Below are 23,547 nucleotides of genomic sequence, written 5' to 3'. Positions count from 1 at the left end.
GGACAATCCCCCGACGCGTGAAACATAATTGTCGGGCTCAAAAACTAGTGTTCCAAGTTATTGAAAACCAAGGCTATCCCATGAATTCTGTCCGTCGGACCTGTACGATTTTTCTGTTTGCCGCAAGCATCGCCGTGTCGGCCACATCCGTTCCGGCGGCTCCGACCCAGCCTGAGAGTTTCGCCTTTCGGATGGCTGTCGCGGAAAGTGCAGGGACAACCCCGGAAATCGCGTCCTTTTACCGAGAACAGGAGTTCGCGCCGATTTGGGTCGGTGCTACCTCTGGTCACGCGGCACGCCGATCGGCACTTATCAAAGCATTGTCCCATGCTCAGATGCACGGTCTTCCGGCCGAACGATATGACGTTGACGGCCTGATGGCGAAGATGCAGAGCGCTCGGTCAAACCGCGATCTCGGAGCGCTTGAAGCGGCACTGAGCGAGGCGTTTGTCCGCTATGCACAGGATATTCAGTCCGGGCTGCTGCGCCCGGCTCAGATCGACGCTGGCCTCGTGCGTGCGGTCGAACGGAGGCCGGCCTCGGAACATCTTGCGGCGATGATGAAGTCCACCGACGGCTCTTATCTCGCGCAGCTTCCGCCGCAGTCCAGTCAGTACCGGGCGCTGCTCAAGCAGAAGATGGCGCTGCAGTCACTGAACGAACATGGTGAATGGGGGCCGACCGTTCCAACCGGAAAATACGAACGCGGCGATACAGGGCCGAGTGTACTAAAGCTGCGTAACCGTCTGGTTGCGATGGGGTTCCTCAAGCCCACGGCCAGCCCGGAATATGACGACTCTATGGTGGCCGCGGTGCAAGCCTTCCAAAGCGCCCATGGACTTGAACCAGATGGTGTCGCCGGCCAGGGAACGATTGCCGAAATCAACCGTTCACCTTCTGACCGGCTCAAGGCGGTGATGGTTGCGATGGAACGTGAACGCTGGCTCCCTCGCGAGAGGGGTGCACGGCATGTTCTGGTCAATCAGGCCGACTTTTCCGCGAAGATCGTCGACGATGGTCGGGTGACATTCGAAACACGTGCGGTGATCGGTAAAAACACCAGCGATCGTCAAAGCCCCGAGTTTTCCGATGTGATGGAGCACATGGTGATCAATCCCAGCTGGCATGTGCCGCGCTCGATCATCACCAAGGAATACCTGCCGAAGTTGCGGGCCAACCCCAATGCCGTCCGGCATCTAGAGATAACCGATCGGCGCGGGCGGCAGGTGAACCGCAACGCGGTGGACTTCAACCAGTTCACGGCTCGCAGCTTCCCGTTTGCGATGCGCCAGCCTCCGGGGCAGAGCAACGCTCTGGGGCTGGTCAAGTTCATGTTCCCCAACAAGTACAACATCTATCTGCACGACACCCCGCAGAAGAGCCTGTTCGCACGCGAAGTGCGTGCCTTCTCTCACGGGTGCATTCGTTTGGCGCAACCCTTTGATTTCGCATATGCTTTGCTGGCAAAACAGGAAGAGGACCCCAAGGCCTTTTTCCACAGGGTTCTGGGCACCGGGCGTGAAACCAAGGTTGACCTCAAGCAGCCGGTCCCGGTTCATCTGATCTACCGCACCGCATTCGTCGGGCCGAAGGGCGACGTGCAGTATCGGCGCGATGTCTATGGGCGGGATCAGAAGATTTGGGATGCCCTGCAAAAAGCAGGGGTGGCCCTGCCGAACGTTCAGGGGTAAGCACGGGGCGCAAATCCTGCGACAAGGAAGCCCGCGATGCAGTTCACCTTACAGCAAATCGCCGATGCTCTGGGGGCGCCGGCCGAGGGAAACACCAGCCTGACGATTCTGAGGGCGGCCGAGCCCAAGGATGCCGGTCCGACCGATTTGGCTATGGCGATGGCTCCGAAATACGCCGAGGCGCTGGCTGAGGGTCAGGCGCGTTGTGCTGTTCTGTGGGAAGGTGCCGACTGGCGCGCACTGGGTCTGGAGGGCGCCGTGTTTGTTGGCCGCCCCCGTATGGCAATGGCCGGAATTACCACGATGCTGGACCGGGGGCAGGGCGTCGCACCCGGGATCCATCCTTCGGCGGTCGTGGACCCGACGGCCGAGATCGCCGGAGATGTGTCCATCGGGCCTCTGGCCGTTGTCGGCCCCCGGGCCCGCATCGGGTCCGGAACGGTGATCGGCGCCCAGTGCCACGTGGGTATGGATGTCGTGCTGGGCGAGAACTGCCTGTTGCGCGAAATGGTCAGCATCGGTGCGCGCGCCATGATTGGCGATCGCTTTATTGCGCAGCCCGGAGCGAGGATCGGCGGAGATGGGTTCAGCTTTGTCACGCCCGAGGTGTCCGGGGTGGAAAACGTGCGCAAGACCATGGGCGACGCCGGAGACGCCAAGGCACAGAGCTGGTTGCGCATCCATTCACTCGGTGCGGTCCAGATCGGCAATGATGTCGAGGTTGGCGCGAACTGCACCATCGACAACGGTACGATCCGCAACACCGTCATCGGAGACGGCTCCAAGTTGGACAATCTTGTTCATGTCGGGCACAACACTCAGGTCGGCAGAGACTGTCTGCTTTGCGGTCAAACCGGCGTGTCCGGTTCGGTCGAGATCGGCAACAACGTGGTTTTGGGTGGCCAGACCGGAGTCGTCGACAATATTTTCATCGGTGACGGCGTGATCGCGGGCGGTGGAACCAAGGTACTTTCGAATGTCCCGGCAGGTCGTGTGATCATGGGCTATCCGGGCGTGAAAATGGAAACGCACACCGAAATCTACAAGGCGCAGCGTCGGCTTCCACGCATGGCCCGTGACGTAGAGGCGCTTAAAAAGACGGTTTTCAAACCCTCGTCGAGCGACTAAATCAACCGCAACGCGACAATCAGGGGAACGACATGAGCATCAGCGACCGCGTCATCGCAATCATTGCAGAGCAGGCCGTGCTGGAGCCGTCCGACGTGACGCCCGAAAGCTCTCTTGAAGATCTCGGGATCGATAGCATGGGCCTCGTTGAAAGCATCTTTGCCATCGAGGAAGAATTCGACATCTCGATCCCCTTCAACGCCAACGAACCGACGGCAAGTGATTTCGACATTTCGAATGTTGCGGCGATCATTGCCGGGATCGAAAAGCTGGTCGCGGAAAAGGTTTGATCCGCGGTCATGAAACGGGTTGTCATCACCGGCGCTGGCACGATCAATTCGCTGGGCCATTCCGTGCCCGACACCCTGGAAGCGATGCGCGAAGGCCGTTGCGGCATTTCCGAGCTTGAATTTCGTGACGTCGACCGACTGAGCATCAAAATTGGCGGCCAGGTCCGCGGGTTCGAGGCAGAGGGCCGGTTCAATCGCCAGCAAATGGCGCTGTATGACCGTTTCACGCAATTCACTTTGACTGCGGCCAAAGAGGCGATCGACCAGTCGGGGCTGGAGTTTCACGGCGAATTGGCCGTGCGGTCGGGGGTCGTTCTGGGAACGGCCGGCGGTGGTGTTTCGACCTGGGATGACAACTACCGCTCGGTCTACGAAGACGGGAAGAACCGGGTCCATCCATTCGTCGTGCCGAAGCTGATGAACAACGCGGCAGCAAGCCACATTTCGATGGAGCACAACCTCAAAGGCCCCAGCTTCACCGTTTCGACGGCCTGTGCATCGTCCAACCACGCGATGGCGCTGGCGTTCCAGATGGTGCGCAGTGGCGCCGCCCCGGCGATGATTACCGGCGGGTCGGAATCCATGTTGTGTTTTGGCGGGGTCAAGGCCTGGGAGGGCCTTCGGGTTATGTCGAAGGACGCCTGCCGGCCGTTCAGCGCAAATCGCAATGGCATGGTTCAGGGCGAGGGCGCCGGTGTGTTCGTATTCGAGGAATACGAACATGCGCGTGCTCGCGGCGCTGAAATTCTGTGTGAGGTTGCGGGCTATGCGATGTCATCGGACGCGACGGATATCGTAATGCCCAGCAAGCAGGGCGCGGCCCGTGCCATGGCCGGGGCCTTGAAGGACGCCGGGCTGAACGCAAGTGACGTGGGCTATATCAACGCCCACGGCACCGGAACCGCCGCCAATGACAAGACCGAATGCGCAGCAGTCGCGGATGTGTTCGGACGCCATGCCGACGATCTGATGATCTCATCGACCAAATCCATGCACGGCCACCTTATCGGCGGAACCGGCGCGGTTGAACTGTTGGCCTGTATCATGGCCGTCCGTGACGGCGTGATTGCTCCGACCATCGGGTATGAAGAACCCGACCCGGAATGCGCTTTGGACGTCGTACCAAACGAGGCGCGCGAGGCCGAGGTGAATGTGGCATTGAGCAACGCCTTTGCGTTTGGCGGTCTGAACGCGGTGTTGGCCCTCAAGAAGGTATGAAAAAAGCCGCCATCGGGGGATGGCGGCTTTGGTCATTCATCTTGGCGTGATCAGTTGGTGTTGACCTCCAGCCCGTCAAAGGCAGCGGTAAATCCGCTCAGCGACAGATCCATGTTGATAACCTGATCGGGCGCGCGTGCGGGCACCAGTGAAATGGTAGCCTTCGTTCCTGCTTTCATCGCGTCAATGTCGCCCTGCGTCAGACCCAGCTGTGCAACACAACCGACCGGAACACAGTGATGATAGTTGTACAGCTTGCGCGGTGCGCCATCGATCGAGATGGCCAGTTGTGCCTGCAGCAGGGTTTCCAGCGGAACAATTACGTTCGCCCAGGCTGCGGCGGCACCACCGGCGGGCAGCTTGCCAACGGTGATCTCGGCCAGAGGTTCATTCTGCGCACCGTTGAGAATCTGAACCATCGCACAGGGGTCATCGCCGGATTGCGCCTTGATGCAGGAGATCTCCCAGTCGCCCGACTTCTCGCGGACATATTGCTCGCCGACACGCGGGCCGCTTTGACCCAGATCCAGGTCGGAGCCGGTATCCGTGGTCTGACCGGCTTGGGTCTGCTCTTGAGTTTCAGTCGTGGCTTCCTGGGCGAACGCGCCTGAGCCCAGCAATGCAGCCGTTACCAGGGTGGCTGGAACAAGTTTGGTGATCATCAGTGCCTCATTGTGCTGATACAGCTTTTTCAAACGTCTCTAGCATTCCTGCTCGGCCATGTCAGTTGCAAAGCGCGCGCTGCACGCGGGATTGGACGGATTTTCGCCGACACATCGGAGGCCACCTGAAGTGACGCCGAGAAGCCTTTGAGTACAAACGACAAAGGGAGCCGTACGTGCGGCTCCCTTCAATCAATGTATCTCCCCGTCGGACTGGCCGACTTAGTTATGCCCGAACGTTACGAGAGGCGAACCCAGTGGTCAACTGCTAACAGCGAAATTTAATGTTTCCACAAGCAGAAACTTGGCAATTTCAAAAAATGGCTGTGCCCGAAAGCACAGCCAGTCGACAGGGAGGAAGTTTGCCCACCACACGAGGGAATTGCGAGGTGGGCAAAATCACTATCGCAGTCAAAGGTTAAGTTTGTATGGTGGTGCCGGGACGCTAAGTTTTGGGACGTATCAATATGACGGAAAACGTTTTTGTCGGCGGTGGCGGTGTTGAATACAAGCAGCCGCAGGGTTTGACGCTGAAATATGCAAACCGGCACGGTCTGATTGCCGGTGCAACGGGGACGGGCAAGACCGTGACCCTGCAAATCCTGGCCGAAGGGTTCTCGCAGCAGGGCGTTCCTGTTTTCCTGTCTGACGTCAAAGGTGACCTGTCCGGACTGGCGCGTCCCGGTAGCCCCGATCACAAGTTGCACCAGGCCTTCATGGACCGTGCCCAGCGCATCGGGTTTGCCGACTATTCCTATGCCGCGTGCCCAGTCACGTTCTGGGATCTGTTTGGTGAGCAGGGCCACCCTGTCCGGACAACGGTTACCGAGATGGGGCCGCTGTTGTTTTCCCGGCTTCTGGACCTGAGCGAAGCGCAGGAAGGTGTGCTGAACATCGCCTTCCGGGTTGCGGATGAAGAGGGGATGCCGCTGCTGGATCTCAAGGACCTGCAGGCTCTTCTGGTCTGGATTGGTGAAAACCGGTCACAGCTGTCGCTGCGCTACGGAAATGTCTCGACCGCTTCGATTGGCGCCATACAGCGACGATTGCTTGTGCTGGAGAACCAAGGAGGCGCACGGCTGTTTGGTGAGCCTGCGCTCGAACTGTCGGATTTGATGCGCTCGGATGAAAACGGCCACGGGATGGTCAACATCCTGGCTTCTGACAAGCTGATGGGCGCGCCCGGGCTGTATGCCACGTTCCTTTTGTGGCTGCTGAGCGAACTGTTCGAAGAACTGCCCGAAGTCGGCGATCCCGACAAGCCCAAGCTGGTCTTTTTCTTCGACGAAGCCCATCTGTTGTTCGATGATGCGCCCAAGGTTCTGGTGGACAAGGTCGAGCAGGTCGCGCGATTGATCCGATCCAAGGGCGTTGGGGTTTACTTCATTACTCAGAACCCGGCCGATATTCCCGAAGATATCCTCGGACAGTTGGGCAACCGCGTCCAACATGCTTTGCGCGCCTTCACCGCGCGCGATCGCAAGAATTTGCGGCTGGCCGCGGAAACCTATCGGGAAAACCCGGCCTTCGACACGGAAACCGCGATCCGGGAAGTCGGAGTGGGCGAGGCGTTGACCTCGATGCTCGAACGGAAGGGTGCGCCCGGTATGGTCGAGCGGACATTGATACGTCCGCCGGGTTCACAACTGGGGCCGATTGCCGACGCCGAGCGCAAGGCTGTGATGGCGGCGTCTCCGATGGCCGGAAAGTACGAAACGCTTCTAGATCGCAAATCGGCATTCGAAATCCTGCAGGCGCGCGCGGCGAAGGCCGCGGCCGAGGCCGAGGAAGCCGAACCAGAGGAGCAAGACGACACCCGGTCGGTGTCCGAGCGGGAGTATTCGGCGGCGCGCAGATACAGCGGCAGCCGAGTAGGGCGATCGTCTGCGCGATCGGTCCGAAAGCAAGACAGCTTTGCCTCTGCCATGAGCGAGGCAGTCATCAAAGAGCTGAAAGGAACCACAGGACGCCGCATCGTTCGCGGCATTCTGGGCGGGCTGTTTCGCAACCGTTGAATTTCATCGCCCTGCCAGCCGGAACTGGCGGGGCGTGCCGCGTCAGCGCTTGAGGCGCCGCTGTCCTTCCTGCTGGCAATAGGCGTCAGCTTCGGGAACCGACATCTTGGTGGCCGGGAAATCAATCGCGCGATCCCAGACAACCCGATCCTGGCGATACAGTTGGCAGGTCACGACGCCCTTGGGCGTCTGTACCTGGACGGGTGTGGTTTCCAGTTCACGGGGGCTCGGGATACATCCGGCCACAACAGCTAGGACCGGAACCATAAGGGCAATTTTCTTTGTGGAAGTCTTCATGGTGCAAGAACTTTTCTTCTGGGTCAGAGTTTACTCGTTAAGATCGGCGCATCAGGTGAGTGGTCTTTCGAACAATATGCGCCGATATGGTTCATAGAGTGTGAAGCCGTCTATTGATTTTTCAAGCCGCAATCAAGAAACCGCGCCATTCGCATGGCGCGGCCTGACGGTTTAGTGATGAAAGATGTCTACTTCTCGGGGATCAGGCCCCTTGGGCTGAATCTGAGAACAATCAGCAGGATAAGCCCCATCGTGAACAGGCGCATATGTGCCGTGCTTTCGATCAGGTGGGCCTTAAGCGCGCTGCCATCTGGCATGCTGGAAGTGATCAGGTTCATAAGCCACAGACCGATCGGTTCGACCTCGACCCACAGGAACCAGATCAGAAAGGCCCCCAGGACCGAGCCGAAATTGTTGCCGGAACCGCCGACGATCACCATCACCCAGACAAGGAAGGTGAACCGGAGCGGTTGGTAGGCGCTGGGTGTCAGCTGGCCGTCCAGCGTCGTCATCATCGCCCCGGCAATGCCACAGATGGCCGAGCCCAGAACGAAGATCTGCAGATGACGGCGGGTGACGTCCTTACCCATGGCTTCGGCGGCGACCTCGTTGTCGCGGATCGCGCGCATCATGCGGCCCCACGGGCTTTTGAGCGCCATCTGAGCCATCCAGAGCAGGATGAGAAGCACGATCAGAAACAGGAATGCATAACCCAGTTTCACCCACAGGGTCGAAGCGGTCACCGGGTCCAGCCCGAATGAGGCTGCACGTTCGACGAAGGTCGGATCGCTCTGCAGGTCAATCTCATAGCCTACGATAGGTGAAGGGCGGGGGATGCCGTAGACGTTCTTGACCCCTCGGGCCAGCCAGTCCTCGTTTTTCATGATCGCAATGATGATCTCGGCGATACCCAGCGTGGCAATCGCAAGATAGTCCGAGCGCAGACCCAAGGCCGTCTTGCCAATCAGCCAGGCAGCGCCCGCGGCCAATAGCCCACCCGCCGGCCATGCAAGCAGCACCGGAAGATTCAGCCCGCCGATATTTCCGGCAATGGCTGGGTCGATGGCTTCGACGGCAGCGATGCTCGGGTCGAACACCGCGCGATAGACGAAGAACCCGACGACGAGGATTGCGATGATTGCCAGCGTTCGTGCCCGGCCCTTGGGCATCTTTTGCGCGGCCATCACGGCTGCGACAACGGTCGCTGCCCCCAGCAGAAGCGCCAGCACGATCCCATACCCGCCTGCGGACCAGGCTCCGGGTGTCGGCGGGGTCGAGACCAGCACAACCGCAAGTCCGCCCAGCGCAACAAAACCCATGACGCCGACATTGAACAGTCCGGCAAAGCCCCATTGCAGGTTTACACCGATCGCCATGATCGCGGAAATCAGACCCATGTTCAGAATCAGGATCGCCGTGTTCCAGCTTTGAACGAAACCGGTCAGCAGGATGAGCCCGCCGACAATCACGAAAAGCAGGGTGTTTTTGACTGCTTCGTTCATACCGCTTTCCCCTTGAACAGACCCGTTGGCTTGAACAGAAGCACGATCAGCAGAATGACGAAGCTGACGGCGAATTTGTAATCGGTGGACAGGAACTGCACCAGGCCCGAAGGTTCGAGGCTTTCCGGGGCAAGGTAGGTCAGCACCTTCTTCCAGGCATAAGTGATCGTGACTTCGGAAAAAGCGATGATGAATCCGCCTGCGATAGCCCCAATCGGGTTGCCCAATCCGCCCACGATGGCCGAGGCAAAGATCGGCAGAAGCAGCTGGAAATAGACGAATGGCTTGAAGCTCTTGTCCAGCCCATAGAGAACCCCGGCCGTCGTGGCCAGTGCCGCAACGATGATCCAGGTGATCATCACCACACGTTCCGGGTTGATGCCGGACAACAAGGCCAGATCCTCGTTGTCGGAATAAGCGCGCATCGACTTACCGGTGCGGGTCTTGTTGAGGAACCAGAACAGCAAGGCGACGGCAACGACGGCGACGATCACGGTGATACCCTGCGAGGTCTTGATCGCAAGCCCCTCATCCAGCCCGGTCATCTTTTTGAAATCCCGCGCAGAAATCAGGAACCGTGCCCCATCCGAGAACCTTTGGTCATCGGGGCCGATGATGAAGCGCACCAGCCCATTCATGATGAACATCACGCCCATGGACACGATCACCAGGATCACAGGTTTGGCCTTTTGCTCGCGGTAGAACCGATAGACCAGCCTGTCGGTGATCAGCACCAGAAGGATGCACCCCAGGATCGCAAACGGAAGCGCCAGAAGCGCCGTCGGCAGGGGCCCGAACCCGATCCCTGCGGCCTGAAGACCCCAGGTGACCAGCACGGCAATCATTGCGCCGAAGGCCATCGTATCCCCGTGGGCAAAGTTGGAAAACCGCAGGATGCCGTAGATCAGGGTGACCCCCAGCGCCCCAAGTGCCAACTGGCTGCCATAGGCAACCGCAGGCACGATCACAAAGTTCGCAAGCGCAACAAGCGCATTCAGTAGGTCCATTATGTTCTTCTCACTGTCCGGGTGCGGCTTTATGGCATGACGCCGACAAAAGACACAACAATTTGGAGCATGATTTTTGCGGCTTTGTGCATGTTTTTATGCGGTTTGGCGGACATTGATCACGTGCGCTCCGACCGTCTGCCGATCCCCGAAAGAAAAAGACCGCGCCACCATGTGGGACGCGGCCTGAAATCGCAGATGATTGCGGGACTAGGCTCCTGTTTCCGTGCATTGGCCGCGGTCATTCTGAAGGACCGGACGGCGAATGGACAGGTTGTAGGACAGATCAGGGCTTTTGACGAAGAAGGTCATGACATGCTGTTCGGTCGCCAGGATGAACGTCATGTTGTTCAGGCCAGGAAACACCTGAGCATCCCCGGTCGTGTCACCGAATTTGACCGATCCCTTTTGCTTGCCTTCAAGCCGCGTCAGCCGGTACTCGGTTCCATCAATATCCGATATGCACACAAACTCGCGTTGCTGAGCCACAGCGCCAGTTGCCAAGTGTGCGACCAGTGCGGCGATCATCCATTTCTTCATTTTGACTTCCAATTTCTGTGCCCCCAACTGGGGCGCGTTTCTGGGATTGGTGTAGTGGTTCGGGCGCAGCGATATTTTTGAAATTTGACCTGATTAAAGCAGCAGATTGGCATTACGGGAATTTCCACAGGCTTTTTGCTACGGTGGGCTTCAGAGAAATAAATTATATTTTTCAGATACCTAATAATGGTTCTCAGGAAGGAGGGCGTGGCCTAAAGTACCGATTGCCATCTTCTGGCCTTCAATTTTGCGCAATGCGATCAAGCAAAAGGGCCAGTCGAGAATCCCGACTGGCCCCATGAAAAACCGATTTCTGAAAAGCGTCAGTTAGCCGCCCAAAAACGACTTGCGTACTTCCTCGTCCGCCAGGAGTTCCTTGCCGGTTCCCGTGTATGCGTTGCGCCCCTGGACCAGCACATAACCCTTGTCGGCGATCTCAAGTGCCTGGCGTGCATTCTGCTCGACCATCAGGATCGGAAGGCCGGTGCGCGACACTTCGATGATGCGGTCGAACAGCTCGTCCATCACGATCGGCGAAACGCCCGCGGTCGGTTCGTCCAGCATCAACACCTTCGGCTTGGTCATAAGCGCGCGGCCGACGGCCACTTGCTGGCGCTGTCCGCCCGAGAGCTCGCCCGCCGCCTGGTTGCGTTTGTCTCTCAGGATCGGGAACAGCTCGAACACCTGTTCCATCGTGTCCGAGAAATCATCCGTGCGAATGAACGCGCCCATTTCCAGATTTTCTTGAACCGTCATCGAGGTGAAAATGTTCTGCGTTTGGGGTACAAAGCCCATGCCCTTGATCACCCGGTCCTGGGGGCTGAGGTTGGTGATGTCCTCGCCATCCAGCCGCACCGATCCGGCGCGCACGTCCAGCATGCCAAAAACGGCCTTCATCGCGGTGGATTTACCAGCGCCGTTGGGGCCAACGATCACGGCGATTTCGCCCTTGTCCACGGCGATCGTGCAATCGTGCAGAATGTCGGGGCCTTTGCCGTACCCGCCGGTCATGGTGTCACCGATCAGGAATGGACCGCCTTCTACCCGGTGGGTCTTGCCGCTGACCCGATGGGCGGGCGTCATCGTGCCAATGCCATGCGCTTTGGTGATCGAGGCGTCCTTGTTGCCCTTGTCGTCCTGATAGGGATTGTCGCTCATGCCCCGGCCTCCAACTGGTCTTTGTTCTTGAGCCCAGTACCCAGATAGGCCTCGATGACGTGCTCATTGGCCTTGATCTCGTCCAGCGTGCCTTGTGCCAGAACTTTGCCCTCGGCCATGCAGATCACCGGGTCGCAGATCTTGCCGATGAAATCCATGTCGTGTTCGATCACGACGAAGGTATAGCCGCGTTCCTTGTTCAGACGCAGGATCGTATCGGCGATGGTCATCAGCAGGGTGCGGTTGACGCCTGCGCCGACCTCGTCCAGAAACACGATCTTGGCGTCCACCATCATCGTGCGACCCAGTTCCAGCAGCTTTTTCTGGCCGCCCGAGACCTGACCCGCCTTGTGGTCGGCCAAGTGTTCGATGGTCAGGAACTCCAGCACCTCGTCGGCCTTGGCGCGCAGGGAGCGTTCCTCATCCGCAATCCGCTTGCGGCCGAACCATGTGTTCCACAGCGATTCACCGGATTGGCCACCGGGGACCATCATCAGGTTTTCGCGGCATGTCATCGACGAGAACTCGTGCGCAATCTGGAACGTGCGCAACAGCCCCTTGTGAAACAGATCATGGGGCGGCAGGCCGGTGATGTCTTCGCCGTCCATCCAGACCTTGCCGCTGGTCGGTGGTAGAACGCCCGCGATCACATTGAAAAGAGTGGTTTTTCCGGCCCCGTTTGGACCAATCAGGCCGGTAATCGAGCCCTTTTCGATCTCCAGCGATGCCCCGTCCACCGCGTGGAAACCGCCGAAATGCTTGTGCACGTCCTCGACGACGATCATGTGTTCCCCTGTCCGCGGCTTTCGCGGTTCTTCGTGTTGCCCCATCCCCAAGATAAGGTGGCGCCTTTTGTCATTGAAACAGCCCGGGCACAAGGCCCGGGCTGCTTGGTATCATGCGGTCAGCTGACGGATCAACGGAACTTGACGGTCTCGTTCTTGCCGTCTTTCACTTCGATCTCGCGGTAGGACCCAGCGCTTTCGCCCGGACCGATCAGTTCGACACCCGAAGCGCCGACATAGTCGATGTCCTGACCAGCGGCCAGCAGTTCCAGACCCTTGGCCAGTTCACCCGGATAGATCTTCTCGCCGGGGGCGTTGGCCACATCCAGGATCTTGCCACCGTATTGGGCGGGATCGGCCGACCCTGCGGCCTGCATGGCCAGCATGAACAGCGCGGCTGCGTCATAGCTTTCAGGCGAGTAGGGCGACGAGCCGTCAAAGCCCGCGGCTTCGGCCATGGCGAAATATTTCTCGGCGCCTTCACCGCCCGAACCGGCGATCTGACCAAACGATCCATCCAGATCAGGGCCGACATTCGCCGGCAGCGAGTCACCGATCATGCCGCCCGGCAGACCGAACGTGTCGAATGCTCCGCTGTCCAGGGCCGACTGGATGATGCCCAGGCCACCCTGATCCAAGTAGCCGGCAACCACGAGGATGTCACCACCCGCCGAGGCCAGTGCGCCGACTTCGGCCGAATAGTCCGCCTTGCCGTCTTCATGTGCTGCGACGATGGTCACTTCACCGCCCACGGCCTCGAACGACGACTGGATCGCGTCGGCCAGGCCTTTGCCGTAGTCGTTGTTGGTATAGGTCAGAGCGATCGAGTTGATGCCGCGATCTTTCAGAATGTCGGCCATAACCTGACCTTCACGCGCATCCGACGGGGCGGTGCGGAAGAACAGCCCGTTGTCTTCCATCGTCGAAAGACCGGGCGAGGTCGCCGACGGCGAGATCATGACCATGCCATTCGGAATAGCGACGTTCTGCAGGATTGCGCCAGTCACACCAGAACAGTCGCCGCCGATGATGCCGGCAACGCCATCGGCAATCATGCGTTCGCCGTTCGAGGTGGCCAGACCGTTGTCGATGCAGCCGGTATCGGCGCGCATCGGTGTCACGGTGGCGCCGCCCAGCAGCTTGCCGGATTCGGTAACTTCGGCGATTGCCAGTTCGGCGCCCGCGCCCATTGCGGGGGCCAGCGATTCAATCGGCCCGGTAAATCCGAACAGTACGCCCAGTTTGACGTCTTCGGCCATTGCGGCACCGGCCAGCAATGCGGTTGCTGCAGTCGCAGTAAGCAGCTTTTTCATTAGGTTACTCCCTTGTTGGAACGTATTCGTTCTGAGCAAGACCCTAGGCAAGCTGTTCAGAAAAGAAAAGTCCAAACAGGAATGTGTCTTTTGGCTGAACAACTCTATTTGTTTTCTAAGGTTTGGTTCCCGGGCGGCTCATTCTGACCGGGATTGGAGCGATAGATATGATTAGGGTTTTTACGATTCTCATTCTGATGATTTGCGGCAGCGTCGCGTGGGCCGAGTCATTGAAGACATCCGCAGGCGAGGTCTCGGTCACGACCATGCTTGCCGACCTAGATACGCCCTGGGCGATCGGCCTGCTGCCGGATGGCAGTTTCTTGGTCACCGAGCGCGACGGCCAGCTGCTTTTGGCGCGTGATGGCAAGGCCACCAAGGTCCAGGGCGTTCCGAAGGTCGCAGCGCAAGGGCAGGGCGGTCTGCTGGACGTAACCGTCGCCCGCGATTTTGACCGCACAAGAGAGGTGTTTCTTTCTTTCTCGAAGCCACAGAGCGGCGGCGCCGGGACGGCGGTCGCCGTGGCACGCCTGTCCGAGAACGGCAAGCGGCTGACCAATCTGAAGTTGATATTCGAAGCGGTGCCCGGCGGCGCAGGCGGCCGGCATTTCGGATCGCGCGTGGTCGAGGCGCAGGACGGGACGCTGTTCATCACTTTGGGGGATCGTGGCGACAGGCCAAGTGCGCAGGACCGCTCGAACCACATGGGGACGGTCATTCGAATCAACCGTGATGGTTCGATCCCGGCCGATAACCCGTTTATCGCGCAAGAAGGCATCCGTCCCGAGATCTGGTCCTTTGGTCATCGCAACCCGCAAGGCGCTGATATTGATACGAGCGGCCGGTTGTGGGTCTCTGAACATGGCGCAAAGGGCGGGGACGAGGTGAACCTTGTGAAACCCGGCGCCAACTACGGTTGGCCGGTCATTTCCTACGGGACGCATTATTCCGGAGAGAAGATCGGCGAAGGCACCAGCAAGGCCGGAATGGAACAGCCGCGCTTGTATTGGGATCCGTCCATCGCTCCGTCGGGCTTGATGGTCTATTCGGGCGGGATGTTTCCCGAATGGCGCGGTGACATTTTCGTGGGCTCGCTGAAATTCGACTATATTGCACGATTGTCCGGAAACCCGTTGCGCGAGGTCGAGCAGATCAAAGGCGCCGAGACCGAACGGGTCCGTGACATCGTGCAGGCCCCAGACGGTGCGATCTGGTTCATCTCGGTCGGGCAGGGTGCGGTTTACAGGATTTCCCGTTCGTCCTAGGAGTGCAGCGATACACTTCTAAGAGGATTAATATGTTCCGCATTCTCGCAGCGATATTTTTGTGCCTTTCGACACTTCCAGCCGCGGCCGACGAGGTCTTTCCGACCTATGCCGATTACGAAACTTTCGTCGACACCAAGATCAAGAACCGCGAGTTCTCGAACGTCATCACCCGGTTGGGCGGCGCCGACGAATACACGCCGCAGCAGATGCAAGTCCTGCAAGGGCAGCTACGTGACCTTGTTCCGTACTACCTGACCAATGCCGACGTTGCCAAACGGGTCGAGCTTGAGAACGGGTTCGCGCAGGAAATGCGGATCTACTGGAACGACAAGAACAGCTATCTCTACTATTACGCTCTTCTGCATCAACGCGAAGACGGCGTGCTAGTTCTGCAGTTCAGCATCAACACACGCGCCGAGCCCATTTTGGGCATGTTCTAGGCGTCAGACCGACAGCCGCCCGCTCTGCGTCCCACGCTCGCGATAGGGCGTGGTGTTGTAGTGCGCGCGGTAGCATTTCGAGAAATGGCTAGGGCTTGCAAAACCGCAGGCCAAGGCCACGTTGATTACGCTCATGTCGGTCTGCATCAGCAGGTTGCGCGCCTTGTGCAACCGCAGTTCCATGTAATAGCGCTTGGGCGAACGGCTCAGATACCGGCGGAACAGCCGCTCGAGCTGGCGGGTCGACATGCCGACATCCTTGGCGAGGATCGAGGGCGAAATCGGCTCTTCGATGTTTTTCTCCATCATCAGGATGACCTGGCTCAGCTTGGGGTGGCGCACGCCGATCCGCGTGGGCGTCGACAGGCGCTGGGTGTCCTGATCGGTGCGGATCGAGGAATAGATCATCTGGTCGGCCACGGCATTGGCCAACTCCTCGCCGTAATCATCGGCAATCAGTTTCAGCATTAGGTCGATTGACGAGGTGCCACCGGCCGTTGTCATCCGGTTGCCGTCGATCAGAAAGACGGATTTCGTCAGTTCGACGTTTTCGAACTCTTCCGCAAAGCTGTCGGCGTTTTCCCAGTGGATGGTGGCCCGCTTGCCGTCCAGCAGGCCGGCCTTGGCAAGGGTATAGGCCGCGGTGCACAAGCCACCGATCTTCAGACCTTTGCGGGCCTCGCGGCGCAGCCAGTTCAAGACCTTTTTGGTGGTCGCCGCCTGAACATCGACGCCGCCACAAACAAGGATCACCTCGTCCCGCTGCAGTTCGTCCAGGTCGCGGTCAAGCTCGAACGTCGTGCCGGCCGAGCAGGTGACGACCTCTCCGCCTTCGCCGGCCAGCGACCAAGTATAGATCTGCTGATCCGCCATACGATTTGCAATCCGAAGGCTGTCCAGTGCCGAGGCAAAAGACAGCAACGAAAACTTGTCGAGCAACACGAATACGAAATTGAGCGGCTTGGCCGCGCGCTTGTCCACAGTGACAACTTGGCGTTGCTCTTGCATGGCGAACTGTCCTTGATTCGGCGGGCCGAGGCCCGAGGCCTGCGGCGAATTTGACCGACACCATGCTCAAAGCTTGTTTCCGACGTCAAGAGGCGCAAATCGGATATGGTCTCTGGTCTATGGATTTTGTATAGAGACCACCTGAATTACCTCAGCGGAGATCAAAGCTATGACCGAGTGGCAAAAAACGAACTGGCGCAGCAAGCCGCGGGTTCAGATGCCAGACTATACCGACGCGGCCGCGCTGGCCAAAGTCGAGGCCAAGCTTTCGCAGTATCCCCCGCTGGTTTTTGCGGGCGAGGCCCGACGTCTCAAACAGCATTTGGGCGCGGCCGGCCGTGGCGAGGCCTTCCTGCTGCAGGGCGGGGACTGCGCCGAAAGCTTCGATCAGTTCAGCGCCGATGCGATCCGCGACACCTTCAAGGTGATGCTGCAGATGGCGATGGTTCTGACCTATGGTGCCAAGGTTCCGGTGGTCAAGGTGGGCCGTATGGCCGGCCAGTTCGCCAAGCCGCGCAGCGCGCCGACCGAGGTGGTCGATGGTGTGGAACTGCCCAGCTATCGTGGTGATATCATCAACGAGCTGGCCTTCACGCCCGAGGCGCGTATTCCGAACCCAGAAAAGATGCTGCAGGCCTATACCCAGGCTGCAGCCACTCTGAACCTGCTGCGTGCATTCTCGACCGGCGGTTTCGCGGACATGAGCCGTGTGCATTCCTGGACCTTGGGCTTTACCAACGAACAGGACGTGCAGAAGTATTCCGAGATCGCCGACCGCATTCAGGACACGATCGACTTCATGGAAGCCGCCGGCATCACCGCGGATACCACCCATGAATTCTCGACCGTCGAGTTCTACACTAGCCACGAAGGACTGCTGTTGGAGTACGAAGAAGCGCTGACGCGACTGGATTCGACTTCGGGCAAATGGCTGGCCGGCTCGGGCCACATGATCTGGATCGGCGACCGCACCCGTCAGCCTGACGGCGCGCATGTCGAATTCTGCCGCGGCGTGCTGAACCCGATCGGTCTGAAATGCGGCCCGACGACAACGGCCGAAGACCTCAAGGTTCTGATGTCCAAGCTGAACCCGGACAACGAAGAAGGCCGTCTGACCCTAATCGCGCGCTTTGGCGCGGGCAAGGCGGGCGAGCATCTGCCGCGTCTGATCAAGGCCGTCAAGGAAGAGGGCGCCAAGGTGACCTGGGTCTGCGACCCGATGCACGGCAACACGATCAAGTCGGCCACCGGCTACAAGACCCGTCCGTTCGAATCGGTCCTGCGCGAGGTGCGGGATTTCTTCGGCGTGCATCAGGCCGAGGGCACGATCCCCGGCGGCGTGCATTTCGAGATGACCGGTCTGGACGTGACCGAATGCACGGGCGGCGTCCGCGCCGTCAGCGAAGAGGATCTGTCGGACCGCTACCACACCGCCTGCGACCCGCGCCTGAACGCGTCGCAGTCGCTGGAGCTGGCGTTCCTGGTGGCTGAAGAGCTGACCAACCTGCGCCGTGACCGAAAGGACCGCGCGGCAAGCTGAGGCATGTCGGATTGAAACGCAAACGGAGGGCCCTCGGGTCCGCCGTTCTGCGTTTCACTCGTCGCGAGAGAATACTAGCCGCAGGTGTTTCGCCGGTCTCTGGAAATCGGCCTGATCCTCGGCAAAGCCCGCCTCGACAGGCCGGCTGTTGTGGGCCTGATCCTGAATGTTCACCAGTGCGCGAATCCGAGTGTCCTCGATTCCGAACCGGCGCGGCGTAGCGCCGATCGTACCATCGCTGACCATCACACCCAGCACTCGGCTGACATCCCCCAGATCGCTTCTGAGGGGCAACAGGATCATGCGGGCCTGCAGCCGCGTCCGGCCGAGCTTGCCTTTTGAATAAAGGCTGAACTCACCGATCGCCGGAGCGGCGAACACCTCTTCCAGTGTCTCTGACACCTGATCACGGGCGCTGGGATCAAAGAAGGCGGTCAGGGGCATTCCGCGCACCTCCATCCCCGCGATCTTGTTCAGATGACTTCCCGCCAGTCGAAACCGGGCGAGGCCAGGCGCGATGCGTTCCAGAATAAATGTGTATTCCAGAATGTTTTCGAGGCCGCGTGGGTCGATCTGGGAACGCTTGGGAACGCCGTCGCCGCTCAGCAGCGCGGTCCAATACGCTTCAGCCTGACGGATGGGGGACAGACTGCGCCCACTGTCAAAGCGATCCATTGCGATGATCTTTCCAGCTTTCGACCCGGAACCATTCCAGAAGAAGGTTTTCATTACCATGCACCTCGTGTCGATTGGCGGCCATCCGGTCCGTGCGCCATGCAAAGCGATAGCGGCCGACCCAACCTTCGACTGACAGATTGACACGGGTTTATTCAATTTTGGACCAAATCTTTAAGGAATGGTTAACTTCTTGCGTTGAATTGCACATCCGGCAAGGTCTTGCCCTATGGGGTACGATAGCTTTAGGTGCAGCAGAACAAGGCTGCGCAGCAGTGGGAAAGGGCAGGCATGATCAAATCCATGACCGGTTTTGCATCCGGAAAGGGCGCATTGGGGCCGCACAGCTGGAGCTGGGAACTGCGCAGCGTCAACGGCAAGGGCCTGGACATGCGGTTGCGGGTGCCGGACTGGCTGACGGGACTTGAGGCTGCGCTGCGCGCGGATATGTCCAAACAGGTCAGCCGGGGCAACGTGACGCTGAGCCTGCGCGTCGCCCGCGAGGAAACCGCTGCCGAGTTGAAGCTGAACGAAGGCGCAATGAGCGCTGCGCTGGATGCGTTGGCGCATGCCGAGGAATTGGCGGTCAACAAGGGCGTCGCGCTTGCACCATCAAAGGCCAGCGATCTGCTGATGCTCAAGGGGATGCTGGACGCGGCAGCCGAGGACGACGATCCCGCGCCGCTGGTCGAGGCGCTGAAATCCGAATTTGGCAGTCTGCTGGCCGAGTTTGTGGAAATGCGCCGGGATGAGGGCCAAGCCCTTGCTTCCATCCTGTCGGCCCAGTTGGATCAGATCCAGACCGTGACCGAGCAGGCCACCGAGCTGGCTGAGCGGCGCAAGGAAGCCATGGCCGACACTCTGCGCCAGAACCTAGCGCGGGTCATGGAAAACAGCCACGGCGCTGATCCCGACCGGGTGGCGCAGGAGTTGGCCCTGATCGCGGTCAAAGCGGATATCACCGAAGAACTGGACCGCCTGGCCGCGCATGTCGTAGCCGCGCGCGCACTGCTGGAGCAGGAGGCCCCGGTCGGCCGCAAGTTGGATTTCCTGATGCAGGAGTTCAACCGCGAGGCCAACACGCTGTGCTCCAAATCCCAGAACTCGGAGTTGACATCAGTCGGTCTGGAGTTGAAGGCGGTGATCGACCAGTTGAGAGAGCAGGTGCAAAATGTTGAATAAGCAAGGGAAAGCGTAATGGCGGATCGCCGCGGTCTACTCATCATCCTGTCGTCGCCCTCGGGTGCCGGTAAATCCACTTTGGCCCGTCGCCTGATGGAGTGGGACACCGAACTCGAGTTTTCGATCTCGGCCACCACACGCGCCCCGCGCCCGGGTGAGGAACATGGACGCGAATACTATTTTCTTAGCGAAGATGATTTCCGCCAGCAGGTATCAAACGGGCAGATGTTGGAACATGCCCATGTGTTCGGCAATTTCTACGGCTCACCAGCTGGTCCAGTGCGCGAAGCGATCCAGAGCGGGCGGGACGTGCTTTTTGACGTGGACTGGCAGGGTGAAGTGCAGATCCGGAATTCGGAATTGGGCAAACATGCGTTGTCCATTTTCATTCTACCGCCATCGATCAAAGAGCTGCGCCGCCGGCTTGAAACCCGCGGTCAGGACAGCGCCGACGTCATTTCCAAGCGCATGATGAAAAGCTGGGACGAAATCAGCCATTGGGGCTACTACGACTATGTGTTGATCAATGACGATCTGGCCGCAACCGAGGAAAAGCTGAAGACGATCGTCAGCGCCGAGCGGATGCGCCGTATTCAGCAGCCCCGGTTGCAGGATCACGTCCGCGCCTTGCAATACGAATTCGAGAGCATGTCATGACCATTTACGCATTGGGACAGGACGTCCCGCAGATCCACGAAGACAGCTGGGTTGCGCCGGACGCGAACCTGATCGGCAAAGTCGTCCTTGAGCAAGGTGCATCCGTCTGGTTCGGGTGCACGATCCGAGCCGATCACGAAGAAATCCGAGTGGGCGAGGGCAGCAACGTTCAGGAGAACTGCGTGATGCATATCGACGCCGGTTTTCCTCTGACGATCGGAAGGAATTGCACCATCGGCCACAAAGTGATGCTGCATGGCTGCACTATCGGTGACAACAGCCTGATTGGTATGGGAGCCATCGTCCTGAACGGCGCGAAGATCGGCCGGAACTGCCTGATCGGGGCAGGGGCCCTGATCACGGAAGGCAAGGAGATCCCCGACAACTCGCTGGTGATGGGAGCCCCTGGCAAGGTGGTCCGGCAACTGGACGAAGCGGCGGCCCGGCGGATCACGTTCAGCGCGCTCCACTATCAAGAGAACATGCGCAAGTTCCGGGAAACGCTGACGCCCGTTTCGCCCGTCGCATAGGTCCTGTGAACCGGTCATGAGCAACGAACTGCTTGCCGAAGTCGTCTCTGCTTTGCCGATGCCCGCATTGATGGTCGATCAGACCGAGCGGATCATCGCTTCGAACGCGGATGCGCGTGCGCTGTTGGGCCGAAACATCGACGGTCGCCATTTTGCGACGATCCTGCGACAGCCGCAGGTCATCGAAGCGATGGAGAAAAGCTTGCGGAGCAAGGGGCCGGCCAACAGCCGGCATCTGGCGAACGACGGCGCACAGGACACTGCGTTTCAGGTCCACTGTCGGTACATGCAGGGCGTTGGCGCGGTTTCCGGTGGCGCGGTTCTGGCAACGTTCATGGATGTGACCCACCTTGAACAGGCCAGCCAGATGCGCCGTGACTTCGTTGCCAATGTCAGCCACGAACTTCGTACCCCACTGACCGCTCTGATGGGCTTCATCGAGACTTTGCAAGGACCGGCGAAGGATGACGCGGCGGCCCGGGACAGATTCCTGAAGATCATGACAGCCGAGGCCAACCGGATGAACCGTCTGGTCGGTGACCTGCTGTCGTTGAATCGGGTCGAGAGCGAAGAGCGCGTTCGGCCAAGGCAGCAGATTGAACTGATCGAGCTGCTGCGCGTGACGCTCGAGACGTTGCGCCCCTTGGCGGATGACGCGGGCGTTTGCCTGTCTCTGAGCGCCCCGGATAACCCCGTTCGCCTTCCGGGCGACAATGACCAGCTGCGGCAGGTCTTCACCAACCTGATTGAAAACGCGATCAAATATGGCGGCAGCGGTGGCGGTGTCGATGTGCAAGTGACGGTTTCAGATCAGGATACCGCGATCCGGGGACCGGCCGCCCGGGTGAGGGTCATCGACAAGGGCCCTGGCATTGACCCGGTTCATCTGCCCCGGCTTACCGAACGGTTTTACCGCGCCGACAGCCATCGCTCGCGCGAACTGGGGGGTACGGGGCTGGGCCTGGCTATCGTCAAGCACATCATCAACCGCCACCGCGGCCGGTTGCGAGTGGAAAGTGATTTGGGAAAGGGCGCGGTGTTCACCGTCATTTTGCCCATGTAAGACCGGCGCGTGATAGGCTAGGAACGGTCAAGCCGAGCACTCGGACCAAAAAACGAAGGACCCGCCACCCGTGGATAGCGCATTGGAACCCGAAACCCTCAAGGTCTCAGCCAGGAACGTGAACGTGTTCTATGGTGACACGCACGCCATCAAGGACGTGAATGTAGAAATCCAGGACAAGACCGTCACGGCGTTCATTGGGCCCTCGGGGTGCGGCAAGTCTACCTTTTTGCGATGTCTGAACCGGATGAATGACACCATCGACATCTGTCGGGTCGAGGGAGAAATTCGCCTGGATGGGGAAGACATCTATGACAAGCGGATCGACCCCGTGCAACTGCGCGCCAAGGTCGGCATGGTGTTTCAGAAACCCAACCCTTTTCCAAAGTCGATCTATGACAACATCGCATACGGTCCGCGCATTCATGGTCTGGCCAAGACCAAGGCCGAACTTGACGAGATCGTCGAGAAATCCCTACGCCGCGGTGCCATCTGGGACGAGGTGAAGGATCGCCTGGATGCCCCTGGTACTGGTTTGTCAGGGGGGCAACAACAGCGCCTGTGTATCGCCCGCGCCATCGCCACAGCACCCGAAGTTCTGTTGATGGACGAGCCCTGTTCGGCGCTGGACCCGATTGCCACCGCCCAGGTCGAAGAGCTGATTGATGAACTGCGTGAGAGGTTTTCGGTCGTGATTGTCACCCACTCGATGCAACAGGCGGCGCGCGTCAGCCAGAAAACGGCGTTTTTTCACTTGGGCAATCTTGTCGAGTTCGGTGATACCGCCCAAATCTTCACCAACCCCGAAGACCCGCGTACCGAAAGCTACATCACCGGCCGTATCGGCTGAGAACAGGTAAAAGACCATGAGCGAACAACATATTGCATCTGCCTTCGACCGCGATCTTGAGGCGGTTCAAGCCCACATCATGAAAATGGGTGGTCTGGTCGAGGCCGCGATCACAGGTGCGGCCCGTTCGCTGGAAACGCGGGATGAGGAACTGGCGCAGCAGGTGCGGCAGGGCGACAAGGCCATTGATGCGCTCGAGGACCTGATCAACGAAGAAACCGCCCGGGTGATCGCTTTGCGGGCTCCCACCGCCGGCGACCTGCGGTTGGTGCTGTCGGTTCTCAAGGTTTCGGCCAACCTGGAACGCATCGGCGATTACGCAAAGAACATCGCCAAGCGTACCACCATTCTGGTCGAGGCCAACCAGATCGGCGGCAGCACCGCCGCACTGCGCCGCATGGCGCGCGAGGTCGAGCGGATGCTGCGTGACGCATTGGATGCCTATATTCAAAGGGATGCTGAGCTGGCCCGTGACGTCATCGATCGGGACCAGGAAGTGGACCAGATGTACAACGGCCTGTTCCGCGAGTTGCTGACCTTCATGGCTGAAGACCCGCGCAACATCACGGCATGCATGCATCTGCATTTCATCGCCAAGAACATCGAGCGGATGGGTGACCACGTCACTGCCATCGCCGAGCAGGTGATCTATCTGGTGACCGGCGAACGGCCGACCGAAGCGCGCCCGAAAGCAGACAACACCTCGCAATCTCTGTAGGGAGTGGCCG

At 59.4% G+C, this 23,547-nt stretch carries 24 protein-coding genes; 15 read left to right on the top strand and 9 right to left on the bottom strand.

Annotated elements, in window-relative coordinates; translation table 11 throughout:
* Window positions 1–80: 80 nt before the first annotated feature.
* From ACR0NY_RS02720 to ACR0NY_RS02705, 4 genes are read left to right on the top strand one after another with little or no spacing between them, the layout of a single operon-like run.
* The gene (locus ACR0NY_RS02720; RefSeq protein ID WP_170368453.1) at window positions 81–1,691 is read left to right on the top strand and encodes a L,D-transpeptidase family protein; all 1,611 of its coding nucleotides are present in this window, start codon (window positions 81–83) and stop codon (window positions 1,689–1,691) included.
* Between the two features lie 36 nt (window positions 1,692–1,727).
* Window positions 1,728–2,819, top strand: coding sequence for a UDP-3-O-(3-hydroxymyristoyl)glucosamine N-acyltransferase (gene lpxD, locus ACR0NY_RS02715; RefSeq protein WP_170338575.1), 1,092 nt, complete (start codon window positions 1,728–1,730; stop codon window positions 2,817–2,819).
* A 32-nt stretch (window positions 2,820–2,851) separates the two neighbouring features.
* The gene (locus ACR0NY_RS02710) at window positions 2,852–3,109 is read left to right on the top strand and encodes an acyl carrier protein (protein WP_093962086.1); all 258 of its coding nucleotides are present in this window, start codon (window positions 2,852–2,854) and stop codon (window positions 3,107–3,109) included.
* Between the two features lie 9 nt (window positions 3,110–3,118).
* Window positions 3,119–4,327 carry a beta-ketoacyl-[acyl-carrier-protein] synthase family protein gene (locus ACR0NY_RS02705; RefSeq protein ID WP_093962085.1) on the top strand — a complete coding sequence of 403 codons (1,209 nt, stop codon included), beginning with the start codon at window positions 3,119–3,121 and terminating at the stop codon, window positions 4,325–4,327.
* A gap of 50 nt (window positions 4,328–4,377) precedes the next feature.
* Here ACR0NY_RS02705 and ACR0NY_RS02700 read toward each other — a convergent pair whose 3' ends face one another.
* A complete protein-coding gene (locus ACR0NY_RS02700; protein WP_093962962.1) occupies window positions 4,378–4,989 on the bottom strand; it encodes an invasion associated locus B family protein in 612 nt (203 codons plus the stop codon).
* Between the two features lie 467 nt (window positions 4,990–5,456).
* On the opposite strand from ACR0NY_RS02700, the gene ACR0NY_RS02695 reads away from it, so the two are divergent.
* Window positions 5,457–7,004, top strand: a complete 1,548-nt coding sequence (locus ACR0NY_RS02695) for a helicase HerA-like domain-containing protein (protein ID WP_170368452.1) — start codon at window positions 5,457–5,459, stop codon at window positions 7,002–7,004.
* Between the two features lie 42 nt (window positions 7,005–7,046).
* Here ACR0NY_RS02695 and ACR0NY_RS02690 read toward each other — a convergent pair whose 3' ends face one another.
* The 3 genes from ACR0NY_RS02690 to ACR0NY_RS02680 form a co-directional block, all read right to left on the bottom strand.
* The gene (locus ACR0NY_RS02690) at window positions 7,047–7,301 is read right to left on the bottom strand and encodes a hypothetical protein (protein ID WP_170338583.1); all 255 of its coding nucleotides are present in this window, start codon (window positions 7,299–7,301) and stop codon (window positions 7,047–7,049) included.
* 188 nt (window positions 7,302–7,489) lie between these two features.
* Entirely contained in the window at window positions 7,490–8,803 is a 1,314-nt protein-coding gene (locus tag ACR0NY_RS02685) for a branched-chain amino acid ABC transporter permease (RefSeq protein ID WP_170338584.1), read from the bottom strand.
* Window positions 8,800–9,810, bottom strand: a complete 1,011-nt coding sequence (locus ACR0NY_RS02680) for a branched-chain amino acid ABC transporter permease (RefSeq protein ID WP_093962081.1) — start codon at window positions 9,808–9,810, stop codon at window positions 8,800–8,802. The genes ACR0NY_RS02685 and ACR0NY_RS02680 overlap by 4 nt, the downstream gene beginning before the upstream one ends.
* Window positions 9,811–9,846: 36 nt before the next feature.
* Here ACR0NY_RS02680 and ACR0NY_RS02675 point away from each other — a divergent pair, with 36 nt between their 5' ends.
* Window positions 9,847–10,431: a hypothetical protein gene (locus tag ACR0NY_RS02675; protein WP_170368451.1), complete on the top strand. Its 585-nt coding sequence runs from the start codon at window positions 9,847–9,849 to the stop codon at window positions 10,429–10,431.
* Between the two features lie 246 nt (window positions 10,432–10,677).
* Here the strand turns inward: ACR0NY_RS02675 and ACR0NY_RS02670 are convergent, their stop codons facing one another.
* The 3 genes from ACR0NY_RS02670 to ACR0NY_RS02660 form a co-directional block, all read right to left on the bottom strand.
* Entirely contained in the window at window positions 10,678–11,508 is an 831-nt protein-coding gene (locus tag ACR0NY_RS02670; RefSeq protein WP_170368450.1) for an ABC transporter ATP-binding protein, read from the bottom strand.
* Window positions 11,505–12,293: an ABC transporter ATP-binding protein gene (locus tag ACR0NY_RS02665; RefSeq protein ID WP_170368449.1), complete on the bottom strand. Its 789-nt coding sequence runs from the start codon at window positions 12,291–12,293 to the stop codon at window positions 11,505–11,507. The genes ACR0NY_RS02670 and ACR0NY_RS02665 overlap by 4 nt, the downstream gene beginning before the upstream one ends.
* A 131-nt stretch (window positions 12,294–12,424) precedes the next feature.
* The gene (locus ACR0NY_RS02660) at window positions 12,425–13,606 is read right to left on the bottom strand and encodes an ABC transporter substrate-binding protein (protein WP_093962078.1); all 1,182 of its coding nucleotides are present in this window, start codon (window positions 13,604–13,606) and stop codon (window positions 12,425–12,427) included.
* Between the two features lie 167 nt (window positions 13,607–13,773).
* On the opposite strand from ACR0NY_RS02660, the gene ACR0NY_RS02655 reads away from it, so the two are divergent.
* Together ACR0NY_RS02655 and ACR0NY_RS02650 are read left to right on the top strand one after the other, a co-directional pair.
* Entirely contained in the window at window positions 13,774–14,871 is a 1,098-nt protein-coding gene (locus ACR0NY_RS02655; RefSeq protein ID WP_170368448.1) for a PQQ-dependent sugar dehydrogenase, read from the top strand.
* Between the two features lie 32 nt (window positions 14,872–14,903).
* Window positions 14,904–15,314, top strand: a complete 411-nt coding sequence (locus ACR0NY_RS02650) for a hypothetical protein (RefSeq protein WP_170368447.1) — start codon at window positions 14,904–14,906, stop codon at window positions 15,312–15,314.
* 3 nt (window positions 15,315–15,317) lie between these two features.
* On the opposite strand, the gene ACR0NY_RS02645 is transcribed toward ACR0NY_RS02650, so the two are convergent.
* Window positions 15,318–16,322, bottom strand: a complete 1,005-nt coding sequence (locus ACR0NY_RS02645) for a GlxA family transcriptional regulator (RefSeq protein WP_093962075.1) — start codon at window positions 16,320–16,322, stop codon at window positions 15,318–15,320.
* A gap of 169 nt (window positions 16,323–16,491) precedes the next feature.
* Here ACR0NY_RS02645 and ACR0NY_RS02640 point away from each other — a divergent pair, with 169 nt between their 5' ends.
* On the top strand, window positions 16,492–17,862 hold the full coding sequence (locus ACR0NY_RS02640; protein ID WP_093962074.1) for a class II 3-deoxy-7-phosphoheptulonate synthase: 1,371 nt from the start codon (window positions 16,492–16,494) through the stop codon (window positions 17,860–17,862).
* 54 nt (window positions 17,863–17,916) lie between these two features.
* On the opposite strand, the gene ACR0NY_RS02635 is transcribed toward ACR0NY_RS02640, so the two are convergent.
* Window positions 17,917–18,591, bottom strand: a complete 675-nt coding sequence (locus tag ACR0NY_RS02635) for a PAS domain-containing protein (RefSeq protein ID WP_170368446.1) — start codon at window positions 18,589–18,591, stop codon at window positions 17,917–17,919.
* A 237-nt stretch (window positions 18,592–18,828) separates the two neighbouring features.
* Between ACR0NY_RS02635 and ACR0NY_RS02630 the strand changes: the two genes are divergently transcribed.
* From ACR0NY_RS02630 to phoU, 6 genes are all read left to right on the top strand, one after another.
* A complete protein-coding gene (locus ACR0NY_RS02630) occupies window positions 18,829–19,719 on the top strand; it encodes a YicC/YloC family endoribonuclease (protein ID WP_170368445.1) in 891 nt (296 codons plus the stop codon).
* A 15-nt stretch (window positions 19,720–19,734) separates the two neighbouring features.
* A complete protein-coding gene (gmk, locus tag ACR0NY_RS02625) occupies window positions 19,735–20,376 on the top strand; it encodes a guanylate kinase (RefSeq protein ID WP_170363457.1) in 642 nt (213 codons plus the stop codon).
* Window positions 20,373–20,906 carry a gamma carbonic anhydrase family protein gene (locus ACR0NY_RS02620; protein ID WP_170368444.1) on the top strand — a complete coding sequence of 178 codons (534 nt, stop codon included), beginning with the start codon at window positions 20,373–20,375 and terminating at the stop codon, window positions 20,904–20,906. The genes gmk and ACR0NY_RS02620 overlap by 4 nt, the downstream gene beginning before the upstream one ends.
* Window positions 20,907–20,922: 16 nt before the next feature.
* Entirely contained in the window at window positions 20,923–21,969 is a 1,047-nt protein-coding gene (locus tag ACR0NY_RS02615) for a sensor histidine kinase (RefSeq protein WP_170339160.1), read from the top strand.
* A gap of 70 nt (window positions 21,970–22,039) precedes the next feature.
* Window positions 22,040–22,819 carry a phosphate ABC transporter ATP-binding protein PstB gene (gene pstB / locus ACR0NY_RS02610; protein ID WP_093962069.1) on the top strand — a complete coding sequence of 260 codons (780 nt, stop codon included), beginning with the start codon at window positions 22,040–22,042 and terminating at the stop codon, window positions 22,817–22,819.
* 16 nt (window positions 22,820–22,835) lie between these two features.
* Window positions 22,836–23,537, top strand: a complete 702-nt coding sequence (gene phoU, locus ACR0NY_RS02605; protein ID WP_093962068.1) for a phosphate signaling complex protein PhoU — start codon at window positions 22,836–22,838, stop codon at window positions 23,535–23,537.
* Window positions 23,538–23,547 lie beyond the last annotated feature (10 nt).

The organism is Ruegeria sp. BJ5 (assembly GCF_056537865.1).
This window is presented reverse-complemented; position numbering and strand designations above follow the sequence as displayed.

Bases quoted from the DNA above. Each gene is read 5' to 3' on its own strand.
- ACR0NY_RS02720 (WP_170368453.1), top strand. From the start codon at position 81: ATGAATTCTGTCCGTCGGACCTGTACGATTTTTCTGTTTGCCGCAAGC.
- lpxD (WP_170338575.1), top strand. From the start codon at position 1,728: ATGCAGTTCACCTTACAGCAAATCGCCGATGCTCTGGGGGCGCCGGCC.
- ACR0NY_RS02710 (WP_093962086.1), top strand. From the start codon at position 2,852: ATGAGCATCAGCGACCGCGTCATCGCAATCATTGCAGAGCAGGCCGTG.
- ACR0NY_RS02705 (WP_093962085.1), top strand. From the start codon at position 3,119: ATGAAACGGGTTGTCATCACCGGCGCTGGCACGATCAATTCGCTGGGC.
- ACR0NY_RS02700 (WP_093962962.1), bottom strand. From the start codon at position 4,989: ATGATCACCAAACTTGTTCCAGCCACCCTGGTAACGGCTGCATTGCTG.
- ACR0NY_RS02695 (WP_170368452.1), top strand. From the start codon at position 5,457: ATGACGGAAAACGTTTTTGTCGGCGGTGGCGGTGTTGAATACAAGCAG.
- ACR0NY_RS02690 (WP_170338583.1), bottom strand. From the start codon at position 7,301: ATGAAGACTTCCACAAAGAAAATTGCCCTTATGGTTCCGGTCCTAGCT.
- ACR0NY_RS02685 (WP_170338584.1), bottom strand. From the start codon at position 8,803: ATGAACGAAGCAGTCAAAAACACCCTGCTTTTCGTGATTGTCGGCGGG.
- ACR0NY_RS02680 (WP_093962081.1), bottom strand. From the start codon at position 9,810: ATGGACCTACTGAATGCGCTTGTTGCGCTTGCGAACTTTGTGATCGTG.
- ACR0NY_RS02675 (WP_170368451.1), top strand. From the start codon at position 9,847: ATGACGCCGACAAAAGACACAACAATTTGGAGCATGATTTTTGCGGCT.
- ACR0NY_RS02670 (WP_170368450.1), bottom strand. From the start codon at position 11,508: ATGAGCGACAATCCCTATCAGGACGACAAGGGCAACAAGGACGCCTCG.
- ACR0NY_RS02665 (WP_170368449.1), bottom strand. From the start codon at position 12,293: ATGATCGTCGTCGAGGACGTGCACAAGCATTTCGGCGGTTTCCACGCG.
- ACR0NY_RS02660 (WP_093962078.1), bottom strand. From the start codon at position 13,606: ATGAAAAAGCTGCTTACTGCGACTGCAGCAACCGCATTGCTGGCCGGT.
- ACR0NY_RS02655 (WP_170368448.1), top strand. From the start codon at position 13,774: ATGATTAGGGTTTTTACGATTCTCATTCTGATGATTTGCGGCAGCGTC.
- ACR0NY_RS02650 (WP_170368447.1), top strand. From the start codon at position 14,904: ATGTTCCGCATTCTCGCAGCGATATTTTTGTGCCTTTCGACACTTCCA.
- ACR0NY_RS02645 (WP_093962075.1), bottom strand. From the start codon at position 16,322: ATGCAAGAGCAACGCCAAGTTGTCACTGTGGACAAGCGCGCGGCCAAG.
- ACR0NY_RS02640 (WP_093962074.1), top strand. From the start codon at position 16,492: ATGACCGAGTGGCAAAAAACGAACTGGCGCAGCAAGCCGCGGGTTCAG.
- ACR0NY_RS02635 (WP_170368446.1), bottom strand. From the start codon at position 18,591: ATGAAAACCTTCTTCTGGAATGGTTCCGGGTCGAAAGCTGGAAAGATC.
- ACR0NY_RS02630 (WP_170368445.1), top strand. From the start codon at position 18,829: ATGATCAAATCCATGACCGGTTTTGCATCCGGAAAGGGCGCATTGGGG.
- gmk (WP_170363457.1), top strand. From the start codon at position 19,735: ATGGCGGATCGCCGCGGTCTACTCATCATCCTGTCGTCGCCCTCGGGT.
- ACR0NY_RS02620 (WP_170368444.1), top strand. From the start codon at position 20,373: ATGACCATTTACGCATTGGGACAGGACGTCCCGCAGATCCACGAAGAC.
- ACR0NY_RS02615 (WP_170339160.1), top strand. From the start codon at position 20,923: ATGAGCAACGAACTGCTTGCCGAAGTCGTCTCTGCTTTGCCGATGCCC.
- phoU (WP_093962068.1), top strand. From the start codon at position 22,836: ATGAGCGAACAACATATTGCATCTGCCTTCGACCGCGATCTTGAGGCG.